Source organism: Lutibacter oceani, from assembly GCF_003384935.1.
GTDB classification, from domain to species: domain Bacteria; phylum Bacteroidota; class Bacteroidia; order Flavobacteriales; family Flavobacteriaceae; genus Lutibacter; species Lutibacter oceani.
This window is the reverse complement of record NZ_QTTQ01000009.1, coordinates 39,911-60,649: the sequence shown is the minus strand read 5'-3', so window position 1 is coordinate 60,649 and position 20,739 is coordinate 39,911. Positions and strand designations below refer to the sequence as shown.

General features: G+C 29.1%; 23 protein-coding genes. 13 read left to right on the top strand and 10 right to left on the bottom strand.

Going from position 1 to position 20,739, the window contains the following annotated elements; genetic code table 11:
• Window positions 1–27: 27 nt before the first annotated feature.
• Complete coding sequence (locus BX611_RS00345) at window positions 28–1,401, top strand: TlpA family protein disulfide reductase (protein WP_115877511.1); 1,374 nt, start codon at window positions 28–30, stop codon at window positions 1,399–1,401.
• A 19-nt stretch (window positions 1,402–1,420) separates the two neighbouring features.
• Window positions 1,421–2,431 (top strand): TlpA family protein disulfide reductase, encoded by a 1,011-nt coding sequence (locus BX611_RS00340; RefSeq protein WP_115877510.1) that lies wholly within the window; start codon window positions 1,421–1,423, stop codon window positions 2,429–2,431.
• A gap of 75 nt (window positions 2,432–2,506) precedes the next feature.
• Here BX611_RS00340 and BX611_RS00335 read toward each other — a convergent pair whose 3' ends face one another.
• Genes BX611_RS00335 through rluF form a run of 6 tightly spaced genes read right to left on the bottom strand, consistent with a single transcriptional unit; the run spans window position 2,507 to window position 9,112 of the window.
• Window positions 2,507–4,033 (bottom strand): NAD(P)H-hydrate dehydratase, encoded by a 1,527-nt coding sequence (locus BX611_RS00335; protein ID WP_115877509.1) that lies wholly within the window; start codon window positions 4,031–4,033, stop codon window positions 2,507–2,509.
• Between the two features lie 54 nt (window positions 4,034–4,087).
• On the bottom strand, window positions 4,088–5,041 hold the full coding sequence (locus BX611_RS00330) for an acetyl-CoA carboxylase carboxyltransferase subunit alpha (RefSeq protein ID WP_115877508.1): 954 nt from the start codon (window positions 5,039–5,041) through the stop codon (window positions 4,088–4,090).
• A 53-nt stretch (window positions 5,042–5,094) separates the two neighbouring features.
• On the bottom strand, window positions 5,095–5,979 hold the full coding sequence (locus BX611_RS00325; RefSeq protein ID WP_115877507.1) for a DMT family transporter: 885 nt from the start codon (window positions 5,977–5,979) through the stop codon (window positions 5,095–5,097).
• A complete protein-coding gene (locus tag BX611_RS00320) occupies window positions 5,966–7,054 on the bottom strand; it encodes an LptF/LptG family permease (protein WP_115877506.1) in 1,089 nt (362 codons plus the stop codon). Before BX611_RS00320 ends, BX611_RS00325 begins: the two co-directional genes overlap by 14 nt.
• Before the next feature lie 39 nt (window positions 7,055–7,093).
• Window positions 7,094–8,224, bottom strand: a complete 1,131-nt coding sequence (tgt, locus tag BX611_RS00315) for a tRNA guanosine(34) transglycosylase Tgt (protein ID WP_115877505.1) — start codon at window positions 8,222–8,224, stop codon at window positions 7,094–7,096.
• A gap of 57 nt (window positions 8,225–8,281) precedes the next feature.
• Complete coding sequence (gene rluF / locus BX611_RS00310; RefSeq protein ID WP_115877504.1) at window positions 8,282–9,112, bottom strand: 23S rRNA pseudouridine(2604) synthase RluF; 831 nt, start codon at window positions 9,110–9,112, stop codon at window positions 8,282–8,284.
• A 151-nt stretch (window positions 9,113–9,263) separates the two neighbouring features.
• Between rluF and BX611_RS00305 the strand changes: the two genes are divergently transcribed.
• Window positions 9,264–9,839 (top strand): DUF502 domain-containing protein, encoded by a 576-nt coding sequence (locus tag BX611_RS00305; protein WP_115877503.1) that lies wholly within the window; start codon window positions 9,264–9,266, stop codon window positions 9,837–9,839.
• 19 nt (window positions 9,840–9,858) lie between these two features.
• Here the strand turns inward: BX611_RS00305 and BX611_RS00300 are convergent, their stop codons facing one another.
• The 3 genes from BX611_RS00300 to BX611_RS00290 all read right to left on the bottom strand — a co-directional run bounded on the left by BX611_RS00300 (window position 9,859) and on the right by BX611_RS00290 (window position 12,198).
• Window positions 9,859–10,497 carry a class I SAM-dependent methyltransferase gene (locus BX611_RS00300; protein WP_115877502.1) on the bottom strand — a complete coding sequence of 213 codons (639 nt, stop codon included), beginning with the start codon at window positions 10,495–10,497 and terminating at the stop codon, window positions 9,859–9,861.
• Between the two features lie 241 nt (window positions 10,498–10,738).
• Window positions 10,739–10,945, bottom strand: a complete 207-nt coding sequence (locus tag BX611_RS00295; RefSeq protein WP_115877501.1) for a dodecin family protein — start codon at window positions 10,943–10,945, stop codon at window positions 10,739–10,741.
• Window positions 10,946–11,028: 83 nt separating this feature from the next.
• Window positions 11,029–12,198 carry a baeRF7 domain-containing protein gene (locus BX611_RS00290; RefSeq protein ID WP_147296384.1) on the bottom strand — a complete coding sequence of 390 codons (1,170 nt, stop codon included), beginning with the start codon at window positions 12,196–12,198 and terminating at the stop codon, window positions 11,029–11,031.
• Window positions 12,199–12,402: 204 nt separating this feature from the next.
• On the opposite strand from BX611_RS00290, the gene BX611_RS00285 reads away from it, so the two are divergent.
• Complete coding sequence (locus tag BX611_RS00285; RefSeq protein ID WP_115877499.1) at window positions 12,403–13,032, top strand: hypothetical protein; 630 nt, start codon at window positions 12,403–12,405, stop codon at window positions 13,030–13,032.
• Between the two features lie 51 nt (window positions 13,033–13,083).
• On the opposite strand, the gene BX611_RS00280 is transcribed toward BX611_RS00285, so the two are convergent.
• Complete coding sequence (locus BX611_RS00280; protein ID WP_115877498.1) at window positions 13,084–13,926, bottom strand: universal stress protein; 843 nt, start codon at window positions 13,924–13,926, stop codon at window positions 13,084–13,086.
• Window positions 13,927–14,075: 149 nt separating this feature from the next.
• On the opposite strand from BX611_RS00280, the gene BX611_RS00275 reads away from it, so the two are divergent.
• The 9 genes from BX611_RS00275 to BX611_RS00235 are packed head-to-tail and all read left to right on the top strand — an operon-like array spanning window position 14,076 to window position 20,728.
• On the top strand, window positions 14,076–15,065 hold the full coding sequence (locus tag BX611_RS00275; protein ID WP_115877497.1) for a thiamine pyrophosphate-dependent dehydrogenase E1 component subunit alpha: 990 nt from the start codon (window positions 14,076–14,078) through the stop codon (window positions 15,063–15,065).
• Window positions 15,066–15,103: 38 nt separating this feature from the next.
• Window positions 15,104–16,129, top strand: coding sequence for an alpha-ketoacid dehydrogenase subunit beta (locus BX611_RS00270; RefSeq protein ID WP_115878878.1), 1,026 nt, complete (start codon window positions 15,104–15,106; stop codon window positions 16,127–16,129).
• Window positions 16,130–16,140: 11 nt separating this feature from the next.
• Entirely contained in the window at window positions 16,141–16,392 is a 252-nt protein-coding gene (locus tag BX611_RS00265; protein ID WP_115877496.1) for a biotin/lipoyl-containing protein, read from the top strand.
• Between the two features lie 41 nt (window positions 16,393–16,433).
• Window positions 16,434–16,883, top strand: coding sequence for a hypothetical protein (locus BX611_RS00260; RefSeq protein ID WP_115877495.1), 450 nt, complete (start codon window positions 16,434–16,436; stop codon window positions 16,881–16,883).
• 14 nt (window positions 16,884–16,897) lie between these two features.
• Window positions 16,898–18,115, top strand: a complete 1,218-nt coding sequence (locus BX611_RS00255; RefSeq protein ID WP_115877494.1) for an efflux RND transporter periplasmic adaptor subunit — start codon at window positions 16,898–16,900, stop codon at window positions 18,113–18,115.
• A 5-nt stretch (window positions 18,116–18,120) separates the two neighbouring features.
• Window positions 18,121–18,864 (top strand): ABC transporter ATP-binding protein, encoded by a 744-nt coding sequence (locus BX611_RS00250; RefSeq protein ID WP_115877493.1) that lies wholly within the window; start codon window positions 18,121–18,123, stop codon window positions 18,862–18,864.
• Window positions 18,865–18,874: 10 nt separating this feature from the next.
• Entirely contained in the window at window positions 18,875–20,092 is a 1,218-nt protein-coding gene (locus BX611_RS00245) for an ABC transporter permease (protein ID WP_115877492.1), read from the top strand.
• A gap of 27 nt (window positions 20,093–20,119) precedes the next feature.
• Entirely contained in the window at window positions 20,120–20,335 is a 216-nt protein-coding gene (locus BX611_RS00240) for a hypothetical protein (protein ID WP_115877491.1), read from the top strand.
• Between the two features lie 27 nt (window positions 20,336–20,362).
• Complete coding sequence (locus tag BX611_RS00235) at window positions 20,363–20,728, top strand: arsenate reductase family protein (protein ID WP_115877490.1); 366 nt, start codon at window positions 20,363–20,365, stop codon at window positions 20,726–20,728.
• Window positions 20,729–20,739 lie beyond the last annotated feature (11 nt).

Sequence of the window (20,739 nt, the reverse complement as noted above, 5' to 3'; positions counted from 1 at the left end):
AAATTAAATTTTAAATAAATTAAAATCATGAGAAAAATAGGACTATTTATTGCCATTTTAACAATAATATCTTGTAAACAAGAAACTACAATTGACTATGCAATATTATCTGGTAAAATAGCAAATATAAGTGCTGGTGAATTTACATTTAATAGCTTAGATCGTTCAATTAAAAAAACTATTGAAGTTGCAGAAGATGGTAGTTTTGTTGATACGTTAACTGTTAAAGAAGGTGTATATATTATTTATGATGGTAAAAACAGAGCTTCTGTTAATTTAAATAAGGGAGATAATATAGAAATTAATTACGATGCAAATGATTTTGAGAATACGCTAACATTTTCTGGTATAGGGTCCGAAATAAACAACTATTTAGCCGCTAAAAGCAAAAAGGAAGCAGAATTAATGGGAGAAGGAATTGGTATTTATTTATTAGAAGAAGATGCATATAAAACTAAAATTAGTGAAATTAAGAGTTCATCTGAAGCGTTATTGAATGCTAGTTCAGGAGTTTCAGAAGATTTTAAAGCAAAGGAAAAGAGAAATATTAATTATGCATACCTAAGTATGGTTGATAAATATGAATTATACCATGGGCACTATGCTAAAAAGAAAGATTTTAAAGTATCTGAAGGATTTTTAAATGAATTGGAAACTATAACTTATGATAATGAAGAAGATTTTTTGGCTTCATCAGTTTATGAGAATTTAGTGAATTCACATTACCAAAAAGAAGCTGCAAAACTAGCTGAAAATGAGTCTGTTTCAGAAGATGTTGCATTTCTTAAAACAGCTGCTAAAATTACAAATGAAACTATTAAAAATAAATTGGTATATGTAAATTCCAAATATGGAATTACTTACACTAATGAATTAGAAGATTTTTATAGTGCATTTATGGCAGCTTCAACAAATGAAGAAAATAAAAAAGAAATTACTGAAAGCTATAACAAGTTAAAAACTGTAGCAAAAGGTATGGTTTCTCCAAAATTTGAAGGATATGAAAATTTTAAAGGAGGAACTACTTCTTTAGATGATTTAAAAGGGAAGTTTGTTTATGTTGATGTTTGGGCAACTTGGTGTGGACCTTGTAAAGCTGAAATTCCATTTTTGAAAGAAGTTGAAGCAAAATACCATGGAAAAAATATTGAATTTGTAAGTATTTCAGTAGATGTTGAAAAAGATCACGATAAATGGAAAGCAATGGTTTCGGAAAAAGAATTAAAGGGTATTCAATTGTTTTCTGATAAAAATTGGGAATCTGATTTTGTTAAAGGGTATTTAATTAAAGGAATTCCACGTTTTATTTTAATTGATCCGAATGGAAATATTGTTAGTTCTAATGCTCCAAGACCATCAGAAAAAAAATTAATTGAAATGTTTGATGAAAACAATATTTAATAAAAAAATTAAATAACAAATGAAAAAAATAATTTGGCTTTTTTTAGTCCTAATAATAGTTTCTTGTAAATCTGAATCTAATGATTTTGTTACCATTAAGGGGAAATTAAAAACAGAAGTTGTTGAGAAATTACAAATTTTAGGTAATGGCTTTTCTAAAGAAATTACTGTAAATAAAGATGGAAGTTTTTCTGACACTCTTAAAGTTACTGATGGAATACATTTAATTTCAAACGGAAATGATAGAGCAACAGTTTTTCTTAGAAATGGATATAATTTAACTATAGAGTTTAAAGGTGAAAAAATTAATGAAGGAATAAAATTTGAAGGGAATGGAGCAGAAACTAATAATTTTTTAGAAAATAAGCGCTTGTTTTTTATGAGTGATTATGCAAACCCTAAAACATATTTTGAGTTAGATAAGCCTGCTTACGATGAGAGAATTTTAAATGCAAAAGCTATAATTAACAAACATAAAGAAGAAGCTCCAAATTTAGATTCGTTAATTGTTGAAATGGATGCTAATAACGATTCTATGTTTTTTAAGTATTTGGAAACCAATTATGAAAAGATGCATGATAATTTAGTGCGTTTTGCAAAAGGAAAACAATCTCCTGTCTTTAATAATTATGAAAATTATAATGGAGGAAAGACTTCATTATCAGATTTAAAGGGCAAATATGTTTACTTAGATATTTGGGCAACCTGGTGTAAACCTTGTAAAGATGAAATTCCTGCCTTAAAGATTTTAGAACAAGATTTTCATGATAAAAATATAGCGTTTGTTAGTATATCTGTAGATAAGCAAGAAGCTTACGAAACTTGGAGAACTATGGTGAAGGATATGGATTTAAAAGGAATTCAGTTATTTGCAGATAATAATTTTGAATCTGAATTTATTACTGAATACGGAATAAATGCAATTCCAAGATTTATTTTATTAGATACTAATGGAAATATTGTAGATGCTGATGCTGATAGACCTTCAAATCCAAAACTTAGAGAATTATTTGAGGAGTTAGGGCTTTAAGATAAAAATATTTTAATAATAAAGAGGTTGTATAAAATTTCACATTTTATACAACCTCTTTATATTTGTTTAAGATTATTCCTCAGGATTTTCAACTTCTTCTTCAAATAAATCTAAAATTGCTTTCGGTAAATAATCTAAAATTGTAGATGCTGTAAAAGTTTCATGCGCTGTATTTTGAATTGCTATATCAGCGGTTTTACCGTGTAAATAAACTCCAAAAATAGCTGCATTAACTGGTTTGTAACCTTGAGCAATTAATCCTGTAATTATCCCAGTTAAAACATCCCCACTTCCTGCAGTTGCCAAAGCAGGGTTACCAGTTGAATTAAAGTATTTTGATGTCCCATTAACTACAACTGTGTGCGTTCCTTTTAATACAATTATTAGATTATAATCTTGAGATAATTTTGTGATTTTTTCAAGTTTTTCAAAGTCATTTTTCCAAGTACCAACAAGTCTTTCCAGCTCTTTAGGATGTGGAGTTAAAACTGTATTTTTTGGTAAATATTTAAGTAATAATTTATTTTGAGATAGTAAGTTAATAGCATCTGCATCAATAACTAATGGAAGTTTGTTTTCTTTTATAAAAAGTTCAAAACCCAATGCTGTTTTTTCAACGGTTCCCATTCCTGGACCGATGCCTATTACAGTAGCTTTAGTTTTAAAATTATAATACTCTAAAGCAGCATCATTATCAACTTCAACCATAGCTTCAGGTACAGAAATTTGGATAATATTATAGCCACATTTTGGAACATATGCAGAAACCAATCCACTTCCAATTTTTAAAGCAGCTTTTGAGGCCAAAGTAACAGCGCCAATTTTACCAAAACTTCCTCCAATAATAAGTGAATGACCATAAGTACCTTTGTGCGACCATTTATTTCTTGGCTTATACATTGGTAGTATTTCATTTTTTGTAATATAATTATTCTGAGGTTTAAGGCCCTCAATAAAATCAGCATCCAATCCTATATCTATTACTTCCCAGGTATTTATAAAATCCTTATTTTCAGGTAATAAAAAAGCTAGTTTTGGTGTTTGAAAAGTAAGTGTGTGACCTGCTTTTAAAACAGCATTTTTATCAGTTACTGAGGAGTTGCTATACAATCCTGAAGGAAAATCTATAGCAAGTGTAAAAACTTTAGTATTATTAATATATTCAATTAGTTTTTTTGTAAAACCTTCTGGTTCCCTTGTTAAACCATTTCCAAAAATTGCATCTATTACAATATCTTCAAAAGCCACATCAGGAAAATCATTTTCATTATTTATTACAGTTGGCCATTCTCCAATTTCCTTTAATCTATTGTAATTTACTAAAAACTCTTCCGTTCTTTTTTCACTAAAATTTACAACATAACAATTAACATTGTATCCGTGTTGATGTAGGTGTCTCGCAATTACTAATCCATCACCACCATTATTACCAATTCCACAAAAAACGTGTATTTTAACTTTTTGGCCTTGTAAACGAGTATGTAACCAATGAAAGCATTTTGTTGCTGCATGTTCCATTAATTCAGTTGAAGTTATTCCGCTAATTTCAATAGTGGCTTTATCTGCTTTAGCCATTTGGATTGAAGAAAGTATATACATAGCATAAAATTAATAAAAAAAACCTCTCAAATTTGAGAGGTTTTAATAATTATTTTATGCCTTAAATTCGCCCATTTCGGCGTATTTATCCATTCTTTTTTTAACCAGATCTTTAGGTGTTAAATCTTTTAATTCACTATATGCACTAATAATGGTTTTTTCAACTTCTTTAAAAGCTCCTTCACGATCGTAATGTGCTCCACCAAGAGGTTCTTTAATAATACCATCAATTAATTTTTGTTTTTTCATATCAACAGCAGTTAATTTTAAAGCTTCTGCTGCTTCCTCTTTGTGTTCCCAACTTCTCCATAAAATTGAGGAACAAGATTCAGGTGAAATAACTGAATACCAAGTATTTTCCATCATATAAACTCTATCTCCAACACCAATTCCTAATGCACCTCCAGATGCACCTTCACCAATTACAATAGTAATAATAGGTGTTTTTAAGCGAGTCATTTCAAAAATATTTCGAGCAATAGCTTCACCTTGTCCACGCTCCTCAGCTTCTAATCCAGGATAAGCCCCAGGTGTGTCTAATAAGGTAATTACTGGAACTCCGAATTTTTCGGCCATTTTCATTAACCTTAATGCTTTTCTATAGCCTTCAGGGTTAGACATTCCAAAGTTTCTATATTGACGTGTTTTAGTATTGTAACCTTTTTGTTGACCAATAAACATAAATGATTGATCTCCAATTTTACCTAATCCACCAACCATTGCTTTGTCATCTTTTACAGTTCTGTCTCCATGAAGTTCCATAAAAGTACCATTGGTAAGAAAATTTATATGATCTAAAGTGTACGGCCTATTTGGATGTCGTGATAGCTGAACTCTTTGCCAGGCTGTTAAGTTTTTATAAATATCTTTTTTAGTTTTTAGCAGTTTTTTTTCAATGTTTTTACAACTTTCAGTCATATCAACTTCACTTTCCTTACCAATTAGTTCACATTTATCTAATTGTTCTTCTAGTTCTTTAATTGGTAGTTCAAAATCTAAATATTCCATATTATTAAGTTTAGATGTAACAACAAATATAACAACTTCTGTATTTTTGATTGTTAAGTTACACTCTTTTTTTTATTTTTTAATATTCCATTTACAATTACGGTTATTAAAATAACCAGTGCCCCAATGTAAAATTGGGGGCTCATTTTTTCTTTTTCACCAAAAATTATCACTGCTAAAATAATTCCATAAACAGGTTCTAAATTTATTGTTAGCATAACTGTATATGGTGTTAAATATTTCATTATTTTAACTGAAGCAATAAAGGCATAGGCAGTACAAAAACTGCTTAATATTAATAAATATATAATATCAGAGGTGGTTAACGAAAAATCTTCAATGGTAAATCCAGTTGTAAAATAAATATAAATTGTTATAAATGCCACCCCAAAAAATAATTGATAAAACGAAATTGTTTCAGCATTATACTGTTTTATAAAAAGTCCGTTTAATACGGTAAATAATGCAGACAAAAAAGAAGCAATAAGTGCATATATTATTCCCAAGGTATGTTCACTTTCAACATTAAAAATAATATACAATCCGGAAATTACAATAAGACCAAATATTAATTCTAAAAAAATGAGTCGTCTTTTAAAAAATAAAGGCTCAATTAAGGAGGTAAATAAGGCTCCTGTACTCATAGCTACCAATGCAATAGATACATTAGATACTTTTATTGCTGAAAAAAAGGCAATCCAATGTAATGCTATTAAAATGCCACTAATAAAAAATTTTACAAATGCTTTTTTTGAAATTTTTAAATTCTTCTTTTTAAATAAAAAATAAATAAAAACTAAAATCACTGCAAAAAGCATTCTATACCAAACTAAAGGTATAGCATCAATATTTATGAGTGCACCTAAAATTGCTGTAAAACCCCAAATAAACACCAAAAGGTGAAGGTGTAGGTAATTATTTAATTTAGTTTTTGGCATTTCTTAAATATAAGTATACTGCTAAAGCTCCAAAAAATATGTTAGGAAGCCATACCATTACAAGTGCATTTGTTTCAGCTCCAGCACCTAAAACTTCGGCAATTTTCAAGAAAAATACATAAATAAACATAAGTGTAATTCCAATTGCCAAATTAACCCCCATACCACCTCTGCGTTTTTTAGCCGCCAAAGAAACTGCTATAAAAGTAAGTATGTAGGTTGAAATAGGTAAGCTAGTTCTTTTGTAAAGTTCAACAAGATACGTGTTTAAATTACCAATTCCTCTATTTTCGGCTTTATCAATATATTCAACTAATTGATTGGATGTCATTTCTTTAGCTAAATCATCAACATTTATTAAATCTTTAGGTTCAAAAGACATTAAAGTATCTAATTTTATGCCAGATTCAATGGAATCTTTACCTTCTAACAGAAATCTTTTTTTGTATGTATTTAATCTGAAAATAGTATCTTTTTCAATCCAACGAATATTCTCAGCCATTAACTTATATTTTAATTTAGTTCCTTCAAATTTTTCGTAAGAAAATTTATGTCCTTGGTTCGTTTTTGAATTGAAACTTTTTAAATAAATGTAATCGTTAGGGCCTAATTGTAAATTAATATTATTTAAAAGGTCTTGTGTATAGTTTTTCTTTTTTAAATACTTATTACTAAATTCATTAAAAATTTTATTACTATTTGGAACAACAAAATGATTCATGACAAGAGCAAAAATTGTTACTATTGTAGCACCAATAAAATAAGGTTTTAAAAATCGAGTAAAGGATATTTTTGCAGAGTGAATTGCAATAATCTCAGTATTTCCAGCAATTTTAGAAGTAAAAAAAATAACTGCAATAAACAATGCCAAAGGCATAAATGTATTTCCGAAAATTACAACAAAATGAACATAATAGTCATTTATAATTTCTCCAACGGACAAATCTACATGTCTTAAAAATTTATCTATCTTTTCAGAAACATCAATTGCCATTGCAATTGGTAAAAGTAAAATAAGTACTAGTGCAAAAGAAGATAAAAACTTTTTAAGGATATATTTGTCTATTATTCTCAATTTCAGTTTTTGTGTTTTTGTTTTACAAATAATGTTTCGTTACAATCTCTTATTCATTTGATTTACCATTCGGTTTTTCCATTCAGTAAAATCTCCTGCTAATATATGCTTTCTTGCTTCACGAACCAACCATAAATAAAAGCCTAAATTATGTATGGAAGCTATTTGTTTACCTAATAGTTCTTTAGAAACAAATAAATGGCGCAAATAGGCTTTTGAATACATTGTATCAACAAATGTAATTCCCATTTCATCAATTGCTGAAAAATCATTTTCCCATTTTTTATTTTTAATATTTATTGATCCATGTGCTGTAAATAACATTCCGTTTCTTGCATTTCGGGTTGGCATTACACAATCGAACATATCAATACCTAGGGCAATATTTTCTAAAATATTTATTGGTGTACCAACACCCATTAAATAACGCGGTTTGTCTTCAGGCAAAATTGCAGTTACAACTTCAGTCATTTCATACATTTCTTCCGCAGGTTCACCTACAGATAGACCTCCAATAGCATTTCCTTCTGCACCAACAGAAGCAATAAACTCCGCAGATTGTTTTCTTAAATCTTTATAAGTACTACCTTGTACAATTGGAAAAAAAGCTTGACTATAATCGTATTTGTATGGTGTTTTATCTAAATGTGTTATGCAACGCTTTAACCAACGATGGGTCATATGCATAGATCTTTTTGCATAATTATAGTTGCAAGGGTAAGGCGTACATTCGTCAAAAGCCATAATTATATCCGCACCAATTGTACGTTGAATCTCCATCACATTTTCAGGTGTAAAAGTGTGGTAAGAGCCATCAATATGACTTTTAAATTTCACACCCTCTTCGTTAATTTTTCTTCTTCCGGAAAGTGAATAAACTTGATAACCACCACTATCAGTTAAAATATTCCGATCCCAATTCATAAATTTATGCAAACCACCAGCTTGTTCTAAAATTGTGGTTTGTGGGCGTAGGTATAAATGGTAGGTGTTCCCTAAAATAATATCAGGATTTATTTCATTTTTTAGTTCTGTTTGGTGCACACCTTTAACCGTACCAACAGTACCTACTGGCATAAAAATAGGAGTTTCAATAGTGCCGTGATCGGTAGTTATTACGCCAGCTCTTGCCTTGCTTTGAGCATCTTTAGTTTTTAATTCAAATTGCATAGTCGGCAAAGATAGTTATAATAAGTTTTAAAGTTAAAAGTAAAAAGTTGGAAAGTGTTATTTTCGTTTTTTTCTTTTTGAAGCAAATGAATTTGTTTTATTTCTGGAAATAAATTTCTTATTTACAGGCTTTTTTTTCCTAATATCTTTTGAAGCTTCTTCAGTTTTTGAAGAATCAGAAACCATTTTATTTATTTTATCTAATTCTGAACTAGTTAATTCCCGCCATTCACCAATTTTTAAATTACCTAAATCTACATTCATAATTCGAGTGCGTTGAAGTTTAGAAACTTCATAATCCAGGTACTCACACATTCTTCTTATTTGGCGGTTTAAACCTTGTGTTAAAATAATTTTAAAAGTAAAATTATTAATTTTTTCAACACTGCATTTTTTTGTGATGGTTCCTAAAATTGGAATTCCATTACTCATTTTTTGAATAAATTCTGGAGTAATTTGCTGTTTAACAGTAACAATATATTCTTTTTCATGGTTGTTTCCAGCACGTAAAATTTTGTTTACAATATCCCCGTCATTCGTTAAAAAAATCAACCCTTCTGAAGGCTTATCAAGCCTTCCAATAGGGAACAAACGTTCTGGATGATTGATGTATTTTACAATATTTTTTCGCTCTTTAGAATCTGTGGTACAAACAATACCAATAGGTTTATTAAAAGCAATGTATAATGTTTTTGGTTTTGCTTGTAAAGGTTTTCCATTAATTTTAACAACATCACCTTCAAATACCCTGTTTCCTAATTGCGTAGGTTTTCCGTTAATAGTTACTTTACCATCTACAATTAATTTTTCAGCTTCTCTTCTGGAACAAATACCAGTGCTGCTAATGTATTTGTTTAAATTAATCGAATTTTCGTTTGTTTTTTCCACAAGGATGTTTTTCAAAATGCGAAGTTACTAATAATCTTTTATCAAATAAAAATAATTGAAACAGCTAGTTAATAAAATTTTAAGGAGTTTTAATTTAAATTTTTAAACTATTTATAGTTAAATTTAAGATGTATTTAAAAGATTTAATATTATGAAAAAATTAGTCAATTACCTATTACAAGGTTTATTATATATTGCTCCACTTACTATTACAGGTTATATTATTTATGCCGCTTTTACCTTTTTAGATGGTATTTCACAAAAACTGTTAGTTAAATTCTTTAATGTTGAAATTCCAGGTTTAGGGGTGTTAACATTATTACTTTTTTTAATAATTGTTGGTTTTATTGGGCGCACTATTATTGCCGATCCTTTAAAAGTGATTTTTAAAAAAATTATTGAAAGTATTCCTTTATTAAATTTTGTTTATTCAGCTTTTAACGATTTATTTTCTGCATTTGTTGGAAAAGAAAAAAAGTTTAATCAGCCAGTTTTGGTACAAGTAAATTTAAATACCGATTTGGAAAAATTAGGTTTTATTACCGAAGAAAATTTGGATATTTTAAAAGAAAAAGGGAAGGTAGTTGTTTATTTTCCACATTCTTATAATTTCTCAGGAGAACTTTTTATAGTGCCAAAAGAGCGTGTAAAACCCTTAGCTGTAAATTCAAGCGAACTTATGAAATTTGTTGTTTCAGCAGGTTTGTCTGGTTGGAAAAAAGATTAATAAAAAATTAATAATAAAATTATTTTTTAAGGGCTTTTACAACAACAAAAGATCCTTCACCAAAACCGGTTTTAGGAATTTGAACTTCTTTAATTTCGTCTAATGCTCCAAATAAAGTTTGGTTAAACTCTAAATTTTTAAATCCAGCATCTTTAAGTTCTTTTGTAATTTGGTTGACCGTATAAAAATTGGCATATTTAAAAAATGTACTTTTTTTACGTTTTTCCTGATATGCTTTACCAATTTTTTGATCTTTATCAATAAAACCAATAATAATACTCCCCTTATTTTTTAAAACCCTATGTGTTTCCTTTAATGCTTCTTTAATATTGTTTAAATGGCAAATGGTTACAAATAATACAAAATCAAATTGTAAATCTCCATAAGGCATATTTTCAGCAGTTCCTTGCACAGCTTCAATACCTCGTTCTGCTGCAACTGTAGCCATTTCAAGAGAAGGTTCAATACCTTCTTTAATTCCCAATACTTCTGCAAACCTACCAGTACCAACACCAACTTCAATTCCTTTTATGTTTTCAGGAAGTTTAAAAAGTTGTTCTTCAATAGCTTTTACTTCTGAAAGATATACTTCATTGTGTTTTTTATACCAAGCTTCATACGATTTTACGTGATTGTTAAATATTTCAGATTTTATCATGATATTTTATGTTTATTAAGTATAGCAAAGGTTTATTACAAATAAATTTTATGCAATGATAATTCTCAAGATGAAGTACTTTCTAAGATAATTTATTTCAGAAAATAATATTTATTAAAAAGTCAATAGAAAAATGAGGTACTTTCAAATAATTATTAGATAACTATTTTACCTTTTGAAAAATACCTCACTCATTCAACTAACTACTAACTACTAACCTCTAATTACTAATTAAAAAGTGCTAATCATCTATAACACCAAAAGTAACTTTTGTGTTTACCCGGTATTCTTTTATTTTATTGTTTTGCACAGTAACTTGCATATCTTTAAGATATACAGATTTTATATTTTTAACTGATTTTGCTGTATCATTAATAACATTTTGTACAGCATCTTCAAAACTCACTGTTGAATTTCCTAAGATTTCAATAACTTTTAAGACAGACATAATTTTTTTGTTTTACTATTAATATTTAATGAATTTATAAGTTCTAATACTTGTAAGAAATGATATTGCTCAATTCACTATTTTTAATACCTGAATATGGCATTTAAAGGATGTCCTTTTATAGGCATTTTATCAGGTTCTAAAATGTAAACGTTTCCTCCCTGAACAAAAGTTTTTAAGGATGTTAAATTTGTTAAAGATCCATTATAAAGGTCCTTTTTAGAATTAAGAGTTAAATGATTATTTTCTTTATTAAAAATGCCATAAATATCCTTGTCCTTTTGTACAAAAAGAGTATCTATTTTTCCATTTAATGCTGCAGGTACAATTTCATTAACCTGATATGATATTTTAGGTGTATTATACAATTCTGAAAACTGATATAACTTGTCCTTTTTAGTTTTCTCAAAATATCCCTCTAACATTTTCCATGATTCTTCGTGTAATTTCTTTTTATTTTTAAATTGAGGATCACCAGGAATATATTTGTTAAAAAGGTTAGGATACGTATTTGCTTTTTTATAAGTATTAAATAATTCACTTACACAAGCAATTATTAAAGGTGCTTTTTTATTTTTAATTGCAATATTAACACCTATATCTATAGCTTTAAAAAATAATGTAAGCTCCTTTTTTTTATCATCTTTACCTTCACCATGACCGTGAAAAGAACCAGAGCTAAAGGCATTTTGTCCACTTCTAAATTGAAACATTTTTGGTTTATAATCAAAACCAACTACTTTTTCTAATTGGTTTGGAGTATAATCTTCAAAATAAAGATCATTAAAACTATATCTAGAACCTTTAAATAATTTTACGTAATCTTCACTTAATTCTAACAAATAAAAAATGCCATCATCATGATATAAAGGAAGCAACGGTTTTAAATAAAAATGGTCGGCAACAAAAGTGAAATTTTCAAAAGGAATTGGTAATGAATAGTATTTTAATCCATTTTTATCTAAAAAAAGAGCCAAGCCATCAGATGGATTCCTCCACAATTCGGAATCTGCAATTAATGCTTGTATAGGCATAAGATAACTTGTTATCTCTTTATCATTTATTCCATGTTGTAATAATGTATCATGTACTTCTCTTATGCATTGGCTTAATTTGGATTGTGCTAAATGTTCATTTTGTTCCTTACCTCCTTTATCCATTGGCAGGTATATTGATACACAATGTAGGTTATGATTATTTGCTAAAGTTTTAAAAGTTTTAATTGGTAACGGATGGTTGTTTGAGATATACATAACTTTTATTTTTATAACGAATTTAATAATAGAAGCAATTATTAAAAATGACACACATCAATGCTGTTTTTTTATAAAACGGAACTTAATTATTTAAGGTAAATTATTTGTGTAAATTGATGTAAATCATTCTTTTTAGCTGATACAAATCATACTAAATAAAATGGATGCTTTTTAACTTTAAAGCACTAAAATTTTTGAATCATGAGGAAAATAATAATAATTGTATTTCTAGTTTTAATTTCTTGTTCTACAACTAGATTTGTTGATAGTTGGAGGAACCCTGAAATAACCACTTTTAAACCTGAAAAAGTTTTAATAATTGGAATGACTGACAACTTAACAGCTCGTAAAATTTTTGAAGAAGATTTAAAAAATGCTTTTGTTCAAAGAAACATAAATGCAATAGAAAGCAATACTGTTTTAGACGATACTTTTACCAGTTCTAAAAAAAGTGAAGCCGAAATTGATGAAATGATAAATGAAATTTCAAAAGAAGGATTTGATGCTGTTGTTATTACAGCTGTTAAAGGTGTTGATGAAAAAATAAGTTATGATGATGGTTACTATACAGTTGGATACAGATGGTCTCGTTTTGGACGGTACTATTATAGATATCAAGATATTTATTACACGCCACGCTATTATGATACCTACAATGTTTACCATGTTGAAACTTCTATATATAACCTTAACGGAGCAGAAAACAAATTGTTGGTTTGGGTAGGAGCTTTGGATTTGGTGAATCCGCAAAAAATAACATCAACAGTAAAAGATTATGTTGATAGTATTATTGAACAACTAGAAATGGAAAATTTGATTAAAAAATATTAAATTGAAGCTTCTTTTTGTGTTGAATTTTACCTAACGTACAGTTTAAATTTATTAATAGTTTATTTCATTAAAACTTAATAAAGGAATTGTACTTTGGTGTTCCATTTTTTTTACCAAGTCTTCATGAAATAGTTTTTTAGTGAAACCTTTTTTTTCTCTTTCAAGCATGGCTACCATATCTGCTTCAACTTCTTCCAAATAAATTTTCAGAAAATTAAAAATATCATTTGAAGTAAAAATGGCAAATTCTAAATTTTTATAGCTTACATTTTGTAAAACCATCTCTTTAAACCATTCCATTTCAGTTTCACCATTTTTTTCTTTTTCAGAAGAAATATGAACTATTTTAATTTTAGCATTAAAAAATTTTGCAATATTAGCTAAATTAGAAATTGCACTAATATCCTCCTCTTCAAAATCCGATGCATACACAATTGTTTTAAGTTCTCTTAGCCTGGAGTTGGCTGGAATTGCCAAAACTGCACAAGGTGCTTTCTCAATAAGTTGCTTTGTAGTATTACCCATAAAAAAGTCTTTGAAGGCACTTTTTCCTTGCATTCCGGTAACAATTAGCGAAGCATTTAAATCTTTAGCTTTTTTAATAATTCCTTTTAAAACGGACGAATTTTCAATGGAAGCAATTTTAATATTATCTTTTTCAAAGTCGTCACCTAAAATATTGATACAATGTTCTTTAATAGTATCATTCTTTTTTTTTCTAAGCTCTTTTTTTGGTAAAAAATAGGTTTCAGATAAATCAGAACTCATTGATGTTGCATCATAAATATGAATTACCCATAAACTTGCATTTAGTTTTTTATATAAAGCATGTGCATATTTTAATGCTATTGAAGCATTTTTTGAGAAATCTGTTGCATGTATAATTGTTTCCATGATGGCTTTAATTAATTAGAGGTAATAAAATTAGAATTCTTATACTGTTTTTTAAATGATATCTCTCATTTAGTGAATGTTTATAATTGACTGTGGTCATTTTATAGCGTTGAAAGCAGTACTAATTTTAAATATTAAAATAAAGTATCATGGATAACATTAGAAAAAAAGATTTGCTTTGGATGTATCGTGTAATGAAGACATCACGTTGTTTTGAAGAGCGAATGGAAAAAGAATATTTAGAAGGAAAGCAACCTATTTTTAATATTGGATCTGGACCAGTTCCAGGTGAAATGCACCTTTCAAACGGGCAAGAACCTGCTGCAGCAGGAATGATTGTCCATTTAACTAAAAATGATACAGTTACAGCAACACATAGGCCTCATCATGAAGCTATTGCAAAAGGGGTAGATTTAAATAAAATGACTGCAGAAATTTATGGAAAAAAAACGGGGCTTAGCAAAGGTAAAGGCGGCCATATGCATTTATTTGATCCAAAAGTTAAGTTCTCTTGTGGTGGAATTGTTGGTGCTGGAATACCACATGCGGTTGGTGCTGCTTTAGCAAATAAAAAAAGAAATACTAATTGGGTTGCAGTTGCTTTTATTGGAGAAGGGGCTGCAAATACTGGAGCTTTTCACGAATCGTTAAATTTAGCTGCACTTTGGAAATTACCCTTTATTGTTGTTGTAGAAGATAATTCCTGGGCAATTTCTGTAGCCAAAGAAAATTCTACAAGTGTACCGTTTAACTGTACAAGAGCAAAGGCTTATGATATTAATGGATATTATGTTAAAAATAATGATCCCGTTGAAATGTACAAAGTAAGTAAAGAAGCTGTTGAAAGAGCCAGAAATGATGAAGGACCTTCTATTATTGAAATTAAAACAGATCGTTATTTGGGGCATTTTCAAGGTGATCCAGAGTTGTATAGAAACAAAAAAGAAGTACCTAGTTTAATAAAGAAAGATCCAATTAGTAAACTGAGAAAAAGGTTAATAAAAGCAAACTATGTAACAATTGAAGAGTTAGATACTGTTGATAGTTTAATTATTAAAGAAGTTAATACTGCTTATGAATTTGCTAAACATAGCAAATATCCTGAACCAGCAGAAGCACTGGAAGATGTGTTCTGTTAAATTTTATTATTTACAGCATAAGTTAAAACAATATGAAAATGGAAAAAACACTAGAAAAAATAAAAAAACTTACTGGAAGCAAGGCTATGGCTCAGGCTTTAAAGCAAGAAATGGATATTGATGACAGCATATTTATAATGGGGGAAGATATTGGAAAGTATGGAGGAATATTTGGTTCTACATCTGGTTTATACGACCTATTTGGAAAAGAAAGAGTGATGGACACTCCAATTTCAGAGACAGGCTTTATTGGAGCAGCAATTGGTGCTGCAGCAGAAGGGTTAAGACCAGTAGTGGAATTAATGTTTGTAGATTTTCATGGTGTTGCTATGGATCAAATTTACAATCATATGGCAAAAATTCATTATATGAGTGGAGGTAATGTAAAACTGCCAATAGTGTTGCTTACAGCTGTTGGTGGAGGTTATAGTGATGCCGCTCAACATTCTCAAACATTATATGCAAGTTTTGGTCATTTACCAGGTTTAAAAGTTGTAGCTCCTACATTTCCGTACGACATAAAAGGGATGCTAATTGCTGCAATTAGAGATAATAATCCTGTAGTGTTTATGTTTCATAAAACGCTTCAAGGACTTGGTTGGATGGATCAGTTAGACGCTTCATTTGGAGAAGTGCCAGAACAAGCTTACGAAGTGCCTTTAAATAAATCTAAAATTGTAAAAAGTGGTGAAGATGTTACCATTGTTGGTGTTCAAATGATGACAGTTGAAGCATTGAAAGCTGCAGATATTTTGGCTAAAAAAGGAATAAATGCAGAGGTTGTAGATTTAAGATCTATAAAACCAATTGATAAAGAAACTATTTTAAATTCGGTTGCAAAAACACATCATTTATTAGTGGTTGATGAAGATTACTTATCCTATGGAATCACAGCAGAAATTAGTGCCATTGTAGCTTCTGAAGGATTTAATTATTTAAATGCTCCTATTGGTCGTTTAGCAATTCCAGACGTGCCAATACCTTATAGCCGAGTACTTGAAAAAAATGTAATTCCAAACTCAGAAAAAATAGTAAATGCAGTGGAAAAATTAGTTAGTGTTTAAATTAAAATAAAGTGGGTGATTTAAGAGAAATAGTACTTCCAAAAGAATTGGGAGAAACTGTAGAAAGTTTAATTGTTTTTTGGAATAAAGATTCAGGTGATACTTTTGAGAAAGATGAATTATTACTTGAAGTGCAAACGGATAAAGTTGCTTATGAAGTACCAGCACCTTTTTCTGGAGTACTTTATGAAGTTAAAGTAAAACGAGGTGAAACTGCTAAAGGAGGTCAGGTAATTGCAACTGCAACTGAAAAAAACGTATAAATAACCGTATTAAAGTTTATCAACAATTAAATTAAAGCAAAATGAGTGATTTAAGAAACCGACCTAATGGAACATATATTTTTGATGCCGACTGGCAAGATTTGTATGTCCTAACAGAACATTGGAAATCAGATCTTTTATTTTATCAGGATGACTTAAAATTTTTAGATCATCTAATAGATAAATACTTCATTTGGCTTTCAAAAGAAGAAAATATTGTTAAAGTGAGGGAAATTGAATTGAGTTTGGTTAAAATAACAAAGCAATGTTCTAATTTACTTGAAAAAGTGAATAAACATCTATCACATTTAGCAGGTTTAATTGATGATCCTTTTAAATATGATTCACATCAATTTAGAACAGAGCATCAAACCTTGGAAGATGATATTTCAAAATTTATTAAAGATTTTAGAAAAAACAGAAAAAATATTTTTACTATAACTGAACATGTAATTGAAAGTGAAGAAATGGTACGTCAGTTAAATAGTTGATTAATTGTGTTTTAATGAAAAAAAATAAATGGATTTTTTTAGGCATTTTATGTATTGCAGTAGTTATCTATTTTATTTCTAAACCAAAATTAGATGCTAAAAATATTGACTTTGTATTTACAAAATTGGAAAGAGGCTCTATTGAGGCTATTGTTTCCAGCACTGGAACTTTAGAAGCCATAAATACCGTTGAAGTTGGTACGCAAATATCAGGAACCATTAAAAAAATCTATGTTGATTATAATGATAAAGTAAAAGCAGGGCAGTTGTTAGCTGAAATGGATTTAAAATTGCTAAACACCAGCTTAATTAGTGCACAAGCAAATTTAGCTGTAAGTGAAACACAATTAAATCACTTAAAAACGGAATATAATCGTAATAAAGGGTTATTTGAAAAAGGAGTAATTTCTGAAAAAGAGTTTGCTAACTCTGAATATGTTTACAATCAGGCAATTGGAGCAAAAAAGGCTGCAGAAGCAGCTGTTAATAGTATAAAAGTAAATATTGGTTATGCTCATATAACATCACCCATAAATGGTACAATTACTGAACGAAGTGTTGAGGAAGGACAAACAGTAGCAGCATCATTTTCTACCCCAAAAATGTTTATTATAGCTGAGGATCTCTCTAAAATGCAAATTTTGGCTGATGTTGATGAAAGCGATATTGGTTTTATAAGTGATAGTATGAAAGTTCGATTTTCTGTACAAACATATTCCGAAAAGGAATTTTACGGTATTGTTAGTCAGATAAGGCTTCAACCAATTGAAATAAGTAATGTTGTTAATTATCAGGTGGTTGTAGATGTTGATAATGAAAAAGGCTTATTATTACCTGGTATGACAGCTAATTTGGAGTTTATTATAAATTCTGCTAAAAATGTATTGTTAGTTAATAACTCAGCATTACGGTTTAGACCTAATGAAGTTATGTTGAAACAACTAAAAACTTTGTTAAAGGAAAAATCTAAAACATTACTTAAAGATAGTGTTTACCAAAAATTTAATTTATCAATAGATAATGATGAATTGTACACTCCAGCTAATTTTAAAAAAATGTTGCCGCCAAATGTAAATATCTTATTCTTTAAAAATTCAAATGGTAAACTTGATTTTAAATTTATTGAAACAGGTATTAAAACGGGTTTAAAATCTGAAATTAAAAGTGTTTTGAATGGTTCAGAAATAAAAGAAGATTTTAATGTTATAAATGGAATTAAATCTAAAAAGTAAAAAATATGACTGCAAAAAAAGTCATAGAAACAAAAAAAGTAAGTCGTGTATTTAAAAATGGTGAAATAGAAGTACATGCACTTACAGATATAGATTTAATTATTGTAGAGGGGGAATTTGTAGCTATTATGGGAGCTTCAGGATCTGGTAAATCTACGCTTTTAAATATTTTAGGATGTTTAGATAAACCTACTTCAGGAGATTACTATTTAGATAATGTTCATGTAAATATGCTGAATAAGAATCAATTAGCTGATATAAGAAATCAAAAAATAGGATTTATATTTCAAAGTTACAATTTATTGTCTAGAACAACTGCTTTGGAAAATGTAGAGTTGCCATTGGTTTATGATAGAACTGGGAGGTTTTCTAATTCAAAAGAAATAGCGCGGCAAGCTTTGGAATTGGTAGGATTGGCTGATAGAATTTACCATAGAACTAACCAGCTTTCGGGAGGAGAACAACAAAGAGTTGCAATTGCAAGAGCTTTAGTAAATGATCCGGCACTTATTCTTTCTGATGAAGCAACTGGAAATTTAGATAGTAAGGCAAGTATAGATGTTGCTGATCTTTTTGTAAAACTTAATAATAAAGGAAAAACCATTGTAATGATTACTCATGAACCTGAAATTGCACAGTTTGCAAAACGAATGATTTATTTGCGTGATGGCAAGGTTTTAACTGACGAATTTATAAAAAACAGGAGTACTAAAGAGCAGGCATTATTAGATTTAGAATTAACTAGTTAAGCATAAAATTATGCATCAGTTATTAAAAACTTTTAAAGTGGCATTAAAAGCCATTAATAAAAACCGATCTAGAAGTTTACTAACAATACTTGGAATTATAATAGGTGTTGGAGCAGTAATTATGACTATTTCTGCAGGTGAAGGAGCTACAAAACAAGTACAAGATCAAATTTCAGGTTTAGGGTCAAATTTATTAATGATTTATACTAAAATGGAGCACAGAGGAGGTTCAAATGTTAGAATGGGAAAACCAATAGATAAAAGAGATTTTGATATTTTACAAAAAAATGCTGTTTTTATTTCAAAATTGTCACCTATTATTGTTGTTGGAGCACAAGCTATTGGGCCAAATGGATATAAATCTACTGCAATTTATGGAGTGTCTAATGAATATTTTGATGTATTGAGCAGAGAATTGTATTCTGGAGATTTTTTTAAAGAAGAAGATGTAAAAAATGCAAGTAAGGTTTGTGTAATTGGAGAAACCAATAGGGAAGAGTTATTTGTAAATCTGGATCCAATTGGGCGAAAAATTAGAATTGATAAAATTCCGTTTACTGTTGTTGGCTTGTTAAAAGAGGAAGGGCAAGGTGCTATGGGACAAGATCAAGATGATTTAATTATAGCTCCTTATACTACAGTTCAAAATCGCTTGCATGGTAGACGCAGAGGTTATGATATGATTATGGCAAGCGCATTAAATGAAAATTGTATTTCAGAAGCTAAGATTGAGGCTGCCGAATTACTAAGAGAATCTCACAGAATTTTAGAAGGAGAAGAAAATGATTTTGAAATTACTACTCAGGTTGAACTTCAGGAAATAACGGGAAATATTACAGGTATACTTACAATACTTTTAGGAGCAATAGCAAGTATATCCTTGCTTGTTGGAGGTATTGGAATTATGAATATTATGCTGGTTTCGGTAACTGAGCGTACCAGAGAAATAGGTACCCGACTGGCTATTGGAGCTAGAGAAAGTGATATTTTAATTCAGTTTTTAATTGAAGCAATTACATTGAGTTTAGTGGGAGGTTTATTTGGTGTTTTATTGGGTGTTGTTGGAAATCAAATTATTTATAAAATAACAGACTTCTATATTCCAACAGCCATGTATTCCATACTTATTGGTTTTGGATTTTCAGCATTGGTGGGTATTGCTTTTGGGTATTTTCCAGCACGTAAAGCTGCAAAATTAAATCCAATAGATGCTCTAAGATATGAATAAAGAAGTGTTTAAATTAAATTAATTCTAATGAAAAGTATACAGGAAATAGAAAATGAAATAACAGCATTAACTTATAAAATTGAAACAGAATATCCAGAATTATACCGGTTTTTAGATGAGAATCCTATCACAATTCCTTCTAAGAATCAACCTAATATTAATAAAAAATTAATGCAGGATTATTTGGAAAGTTTAAAGCAATTATTAAAACATCATTTAGAAACACATTCAAAAAATAAATAATTTAAAGAGTGACTTAAATTTATAATTATGGGAGAAATAGCAACATCAGAAAGACAAATAACCTTGTTTTATAGCTCAAATTCTTCAAGAGCAAAACAAGCTTTAGCCTATGCGAAGGCAGAAGGTTTACCAATACAAGAAATAGATATTTTAAAAACCCCATTAACAGGAACTCAAATAGCTGAACTGGCTGCAAAATTAAAAATTGAAATTAAAGATTTAGTAAACCAAGAACATCCATCATATAAATCAAAATTTGAATATCATAAATTTTCTTCAGAAGATTGGATAAAAATGATTAAAAAGAACCCTGAAATAATGAAGCAACCTATTGCATTAAGAGGTGATAAAATCATTTTAGTTGAAACTCCTTCAGATATAATTAAAATTTAACCACCTAAAAG

Coding starts and splice junctions, on each gene's coding strand:
- BX611_RS00345 (WP_115877511.1), top strand. CDS start 28: ATGAGAAAAATAGGACTATTTATTGCCATTTTAACAATAATATCTTGT.
- BX611_RS00340 (WP_115877510.1), top strand. CDS start 1,421: ATGAAAAAAATAATTTGGCTTTTTTTAGTCCTAATAATAGTTTCTTGT.
- BX611_RS00335 (WP_115877509.1), bottom strand. CDS start 4,033: ATGTATATACTTTCTTCAATCCAAATGGCTAAAGCAGATAAAGCCACT.
- BX611_RS00330 (WP_115877508.1), bottom strand. CDS start 5,041: ATGGAATATTTAGATTTTGAACTACCAATTAAAGAACTAGAAGAACAA.
- BX611_RS00325 (WP_115877507.1), bottom strand. CDS start 5,979: ATGCCAAAAACTAAATTAAATAATTACCTACACCTTCACCTTTTGGTG.
- tgt (WP_115877505.1), bottom strand. CDS start 8,224: ATGCAATTTGAATTAAAAACTAAAGATGCTCAAAGCAAGGCAAGAGCT.
- BX611_RS00305 (WP_115877503.1), top strand. CDS start 9,264: ATGAAAAAATTAGTCAATTACCTATTACAAGGTTTATTATATATTGCT.
- BX611_RS00300 (WP_115877502.1), bottom strand. CDS start 10,497: ATGATAAAATCTGAAATATTTAACAATCACGTAAAATCGTATGAAGCT.
- BX611_RS00295 (WP_115877501.1), bottom strand. CDS start 10,945: ATGTCTGTCTTAAAAGTTATTGAAATCTTAGGAAATTCAACAGTGAGT.
- BX611_RS00290 (WP_147296384.1), bottom strand. CDS start 12,198: ATGTATATCTCAAACAACCATCCGTTACCAATTAAAACTTTTAAAACT.
- BX611_RS00285 (WP_115877499.1), top strand. CDS start 12,403: ATGAGGAAAATAATAATAATTGTATTTCTAGTTTTAATTTCTTGTTCT.
- BX611_RS00280 (WP_115877498.1), bottom strand. CDS start 13,926: ATGGAAACAATTATACATGCAACAGATTTCTCAAAAAATGCTTCAATA.
- BX611_RS00275 (WP_115877497.1), top strand. CDS start 14,076: ATGGATAACATTAGAAAAAAAGATTTGCTTTGGATGTATCGTGTAATG.
- BX611_RS00270 (WP_115878878.1), top strand. CDS start 15,104: ATGGAAAAAACACTAGAAAAAATAAAAAAACTTACTGGAAGCAAGGCT.
- BX611_RS00260 (WP_115877495.1), top strand. CDS start 16,434: ATGAGTGATTTAAGAAACCGACCTAATGGAACATATATTTTTGATGCC.
- BX611_RS00255 (WP_115877494.1), top strand. CDS start 16,898: ATGAAAAAAAATAAATGGATTTTTTTAGGCATTTTATGTATTGCAGTA.
- BX611_RS00250 (WP_115877493.1), top strand. CDS start 18,121: ATGACTGCAAAAAAAGTCATAGAAACAAAAAAAGTAAGTCGTGTATTT.
- BX611_RS00245 (WP_115877492.1), top strand. CDS start 18,875: ATGCATCAGTTATTAAAAACTTTTAAAGTGGCATTAAAAGCCATTAAT.
- BX611_RS00240 (WP_115877491.1), top strand. CDS start 20,120: ATGAAAAGTATACAGGAAATAGAAAATGAAATAACAGCATTAACTTAT.
- BX611_RS00235 (WP_115877490.1), top strand. CDS start 20,363: ATGGGAGAAATAGCAACATCAGAAAGACAAATAACCTTGTTTTATAGC.